This window comes from Streptomyces apricus (assembly GCF_008369065.1).
GTDB lineage: Bacteria > Actinomycetota > Actinomycetes > Streptomycetales > Streptomycetaceae > Streptomyces > Streptomyces apricus.
In genome coordinates, this window is sequence record NZ_VDFC01000058.1 from 175,990 (window position 1) to 180,953 (window position 4,964).

Sequence of the window (4,964 nt, forward strand, 5' to 3'; positions counted from 1 at the left end):
CCCCCGTACGCCTGACCAAGGTCACGCTCACCAAGGAAGCGCCGTCCGTCTCGCTGACCAAGCAGGGCGGCACCTCCGGCGTGATGCGCGTGAACCTCAACTGGACGGTGCGCAAGCAGTTCTCGGGCTGGCAGGCCAAGCTGGGCCGGGCCATCGCCATGCACGCGGACCTCGACCTCGACCTGTGCGCCCTCTACGAGCTCTCCGACGGCAGCAAGGGCGTCGTCCAGGCCCTCGGCAACGCCTTCGGCGCACTGCACCAGCCGCCGTTCGTCCACCTCGACGGCGACGACCGCACCGGCGCCTCGTCGAGCGGCGAGAACCTCAGCATCAACCTCGACCACACCCGGTACCTGCGGCGCATCCTCATCTTCGTCACCATCTACGAGGGCGCGCGCTCCTTCGCCGACCTCGACGCCACGGTCACCCTCCAGCCGCTGCACGGCGCACCCGTCGACTTCTCGCTCGGCGAGTGCACCGTGCCCTCGACCGTGTGCGCGCTCGCCCTCATCACCAACACCGGCAACGACCTCGTCGTGCAGCGCGAGGCGCGCTTCCTCGTCCCCGACCGCGGGGTGAGCCCGCAGCGCACCGTGGACCATGCCTACGGATGGGGCATGAACTGGACCCCCGGCAGGAAGTGAGCCGCCCGGACACGCGGTCCGGCACGGCTCACGGCCGCTCGGGAGCCGCGTCGGGGCGGGCGTAGGTGCGGCCCTTCCAGGCCGCGCCGCGCCCGCGGCGGTGCTGCACCGCGGAGTCCACCGTCATCAACAGGTACAGCAGGGCGGTGACCGGCAGCAGCGGGGCGAGCCACAGCGGCTGCCGGTAGTGGCGCAGCATCGGCACGTACGTCGCCGTCATCGTCAGCCACGCCAGCCCTCCGGCCACCGCAGCCGTACCGCTGCCCGCCGCGAGCCCCGCGACGAGGGCCACCGGCGGCACCAGGTACACCACGGCGAGGCCGGCCACGGTGCCGGCCAGCAGCAGCGGGCTGTGGCGCAGCTGGGCGTACGCGCTGCGCGAGACCATCCGCCACAGGTCGTGCAGCCGCGGATAGGGGCGCACGCTGTCGACCCGGTCGGCGAGCCCGAGCCAGATGTGCCCTCCGGAGCCCTTCACGGCCCGCGCCACCGCCACGTCGTCGATGACGGCGTGCCGGACGGCGTCCGGGATGCGGGCCCGCTCGGCGGCGGCCGTCCGCAGCAGGACGCAGCCGCCCGCCGCGGCGGCCGTGCGCGAGCCCTTCCGGGCGATCCACCGGAACGGGTACAGCTGCGCGAAGAAGTAGACGAACGCCGGCACCACCAGCCGCTCCCAGACGCTCTCCACCCGCAGGCGGGCCATCTGCGAGACGAGGTCGTACTCCCCGGTGACCGCCGAGGCCACCAACTGCCGCAGGCTGTCCGGCCGGTGGGCGATGTCCGCGTCGGTGAGCAGCAGGTACTCCGGGTCACGGGCGCGGGCCAGACCCATGCCGTGGCGCACCGCCCACAGCTTGCCGGTCCAGCCCGCGGGCGGCTCCCCGGGCGAGGCGACGGTCAGCGGCAGCCCGCCGTGCCGCCGGCCCAGTGCGCGGGCCAGTTCCCCGGTGCCGTCCGAACTGCCGTCGTCGACGAGGAAGACCTCGGCCCGCCCCGGGTACTCCTGCGCGAGGAGCGAGGGCAGGCTCTCCGGCAGGACGGTGGCCTCGTCGCGGGCCGGCACGACGACGCAGACCGACGGCCAGACGTCCGGGTCCCGGCGCGGCGGCAGCCGGACGTCCGTGCGCCAGAAGAAGCCCTGGCCGAGGAGCAGCCACAGCCAGGCGGCCAGCGATCCGACAGCGGTCCACACGAGGGCGCTCACCCGTCGCAGTCTGCCCCACCACGGCGGTCCGGCGGGGCGCATCGGCTAGGGTGACCGGGTGAAGATCGCGCTCATGGACTCCGGAATCGGACTGCTCGCCGCGGCCGCCGCGGTTCGCCGGCTGCGACCCGACGCGGAGCTCGTCCTCTCCTCGGACCCCGGCAGCATGCCGTGGGGGCCCCGCACCCCCGAGGACGTCACGGAGCGCGCCCTCGCCGTCGCCGAGGCGGCCGCCGCGCACCGGCCCGACGCGCTGATCGTGGCCTGCAACACCGCCTCCGTGCACGCGCTGCCCGCGCTGCGCGCCCGCCTGGAGCCCGCGGTGCCCGTCATCGGCACCGTCCCCGCGATCAAGCCGGCCGCGGCCGGCGGCGGGCCCGTCGCGATCTGGGCCACGCCCGCGACCACCGGCAGCCCCTACCAGCGCGGGCTCATCCGCGAGTTCGCCGACGGGGTGAGCGTCACGGAGGTGCCCTGCCCGGGCCTCGCGGACGCCGTCGAGCACGCCGACGAGGCGGGCATCGACGCCGCGGTCGCCGCGGCAGCGGCCCGCACCCCGGACGATGTAAGAGCCGTCGTCCTGGGCTGCACCCATTACGAACTGGTCGCCGAGCGCATCCGCGCGGCCGTCCAGCGGCCCGGCGCCGCGCCCTTGGTCCTGCACGGCTCCGCCGGCGCCGTGGCCGCCCAGGCACTGCGCCGCACCGGTGCGGCCGCCCTGCCCGACGCCCCCGACCGGGGCGCGGTCACCGTGCTGCTCGGCGGACGCGAGGGCGCCCTGCCCGCCACCGCGCTGACGTACGCCGAGGGCCGCCTCCTCCAGGCGGTCAGCTCCGCGCGCTGAACCCGGGCCCGCGGCGGAAGCGTCACGTCCGCCCGGCCCGGCAACCGTCCGCGATCAGGTGCCCACCGTGCGGAACGTGAGTACGCTCATGGGCATGACGGACCACCCCCACGGCGAACAGGGCGCTGCCGACGCCCCGCACACCGAGGTCTGGCACGGCCGCGCGTCGAACCGGATGCAGTGGCTGCTCGCGAGCATCGGAGCCGCCTGCCTGGCGCTCGGCATCGAGCTGGCCGTCGACTCGGCATGGACGTCGGGCGTCGCCCCGCTCGCCATGTCCGTGGTCGGCTGCATCGCCGCAGGGCTCCTGGTGCTCTTCGGGACGCTCGCGTTCGTGCACGTCGCGGTCAAGGTCGACAAGGAGTGCCTGGAGGTGCGCTGCGGCCATATGGGCTTCCCGCGCCGCCGCATCCTGCTGTCGCACATCACCGGCGCCGACTTCGCGCCCCGGGTCACCCCGCGCCAGTGGGGCGGCTGGGGGTACCGCTGGCGCCCGGAGAAGGGCACCGCGGTGGTCGTCCGGCGCGGTGAGGGCCTGGTGCTCCTGCTGGGCGACGGCCACACGTTCACGATCACGGTGGACAACGCGGAGGCGGCGGTACGCGTGATCCGCGACCGCCTACGCCCGGCGACCACGGGCCGCACCCACTGACGTCCGGCTCCGGGCCCTCGGGCCCTGCACCGGCTGATGTCCGGTTCCGCGCCGGCTGGCTTGTGGCCCCAGGCCCGCTGGCCTCGGGCCCAGGCCCGGGCCCGCTGACGCTCGGCCCCGCACCTGCTGGCCTCCGGCTCCGCGCCGGCTGGCTTGCGGCCCTGCACCGGCTGATGTCCGGCTCCGCGCCGGCTGGCCTGCGGTCCCGCACCGGCTGACGTCCGGCCCCGGGCTCGCTGGCCTCCGGCCCCACACCCGCTGACGTCTGGCCCTGCGCCGGCTGGCTTCCGGCCCCGCACCCGCTGACGCTCGGCCCCGCACCTGCTGGCGTCCGGCTCCGCGCCCGCTGGCCTCCGGCCCAGCGACAGCGACGTCCGGCCCCACGACAGCGGCAGCGCTCCCCTCACGCGGGACCGCGGGCGACCCGCGAGGGCGCGGGCCCCAGGGCCGCTCGGCCAGTCGTACAGGAACGGCAGGCTCCACCGTCCGACAAGCCCTGCCCGGTCCGGCCCCGCCCCGCCCGGGCGACCCGCAGCCGTTCGCCCGGGCGGGGCCGTCGCTCACCGGTCGCCCGGTCCTCCCGGCGGGGTCGGCGGACCCGGTGCGGACGTGCGGGCCGTGGCCAGGCCCGCCAGCAGGCCCGCGCCCGCGGTGACCGTGGTGAAGCTCAGCGCGTTGCCGACCGCGGCGATCGCCGCCAGGGCCGTCAGCGCCGCGCCCGCCGTCAGGACGACCGGCGTGGGGCGCGGCGACCGCCACAGTGCGTACAGGACCCAGCAGAACACCGCGGCGAGCAGCACGACGCCCAGGACGCCCTGCTCGGCCGCCTGCTGGAACGGCGCCGAGTGGGGCCTGCCGTCGGACGGCAGCGTCTGCGTGGCCGTCGGACTCAGCTCCGCGAAGCGCCCGGGGCCGATGCCGAGGCCCGGCTCCCGGGCGGCCATGTCGAGCGCGTCGTGCCACAGCAGCACCCGGTGCTGGGTGAGCTGCCCCTCCAGGGACGTGGTGAGACCGTCGGGCAGCGCGTCCTCGGCGACCGCCCAGGCCGCCCCGGTGACCAGGGTCACCGCGAGCACGAGACCGCCGAGCCCCACGGCCCTGCGGCGCATCCGGTCCGCGGCGAGCGAGCAGAGCAGCACCCCCAGACAGGCCGCGAACCCCGAGGTCGACCCCAGCACGAGCGCGGTGACCGCAGTGCCGGCGGCCAGCAGGCGCAGCGCCAGCCGCAGTCCCGGCGGACCGGCGGCCCAGGCCGCGCAGCACGCGGCGCCCGCGGAGAGGGTGAGCAGCGCGGCGGTCGCGCCGGTCTGCCCGAGCGGCGAGGTCACCTGGCTGCCCGGATTGATGTGCGGGGCCGCCACCGCCAGTGCGAGCCCCGCCAGCGCGCCCGCGCCGGGCGCGGCGACCGGCAGCAGCTCGCCGCAGATCCGTCCCGAGGCGTACCCGGCCGCGACGGCGAGCACCGCGAGCAGCATCCCCTCGGGCCGGCCGCCGTGCACGGCGGCGGTGATCAGGGACCAGACGGCGCAGGCGCCCAGCACCGCGACCCCCGCCGCGTCCGACGCGCTGCGTCTGTCGTGCGCCGACGCCGGACCTGCGGCCGAAGCCATCCCCGTGGAC

The 4,964-nt window shown here is 76.5% G+C and carries 5 protein-coding genes; 3 read left to right on the forward strand and 2 right to left on the reverse strand.

Annotated features, from left to right (window positions below; all coding sequences use genetic code 11):
• A partial coding sequence (locus FGF04_RS32425; protein WP_456340036.1) for a TerD family protein occupies nt 1–644 on the forward strand: 644 nt, incomplete at its 5' end.
• A 28-nt stretch (nt 645–672) separates the two neighbouring features.
• On the opposite strand, the gene FGF04_RS32430 is transcribed toward FGF04_RS32425, so the two are convergent.
• Nucleotides 673–1,848 carry a glycosyltransferase gene (locus FGF04_RS32430; protein WP_235882613.1) on the reverse strand — a complete coding sequence of 392 codons (1,176 nt, stop codon included), beginning with the start codon at nt 1,846–1,848 and terminating at the stop codon, nt 673–675.
• A gap of 58 nt (nt 1,849–1,906) precedes the next feature.
• Between FGF04_RS32430 and FGF04_RS32435 the strand changes: the two genes are divergently transcribed.
• Nucleotides 1,907–2,692 (forward strand): glutamate racemase, encoded by a 786-nt coding sequence (locus FGF04_RS32435; protein ID WP_149514939.1) that lies wholly within the window; start codon nt 1,907–1,909, stop codon nt 2,690–2,692.
• A gap of 94 nt (nt 2,693–2,786) precedes the next feature.
• Nucleotides 2,787–3,344, forward strand: coding sequence for a hypothetical protein (locus tag FGF04_RS32440; RefSeq protein ID WP_149514940.1), 558 nt, complete (start codon nt 2,787–2,789; stop codon nt 3,342–3,344).
• Nucleotides 3,345–3,904: 560 nt separating this feature from the next.
• On the opposite strand, the gene FGF04_RS32445 is transcribed toward FGF04_RS32440, so the two are convergent.
• A partial coding sequence (locus tag FGF04_RS32445) for an O-antigen ligase family protein (RefSeq protein ID WP_408055698.1) occupies nt 3,905–4,964 on the reverse strand: 1,060 nt, incomplete at its 5' end.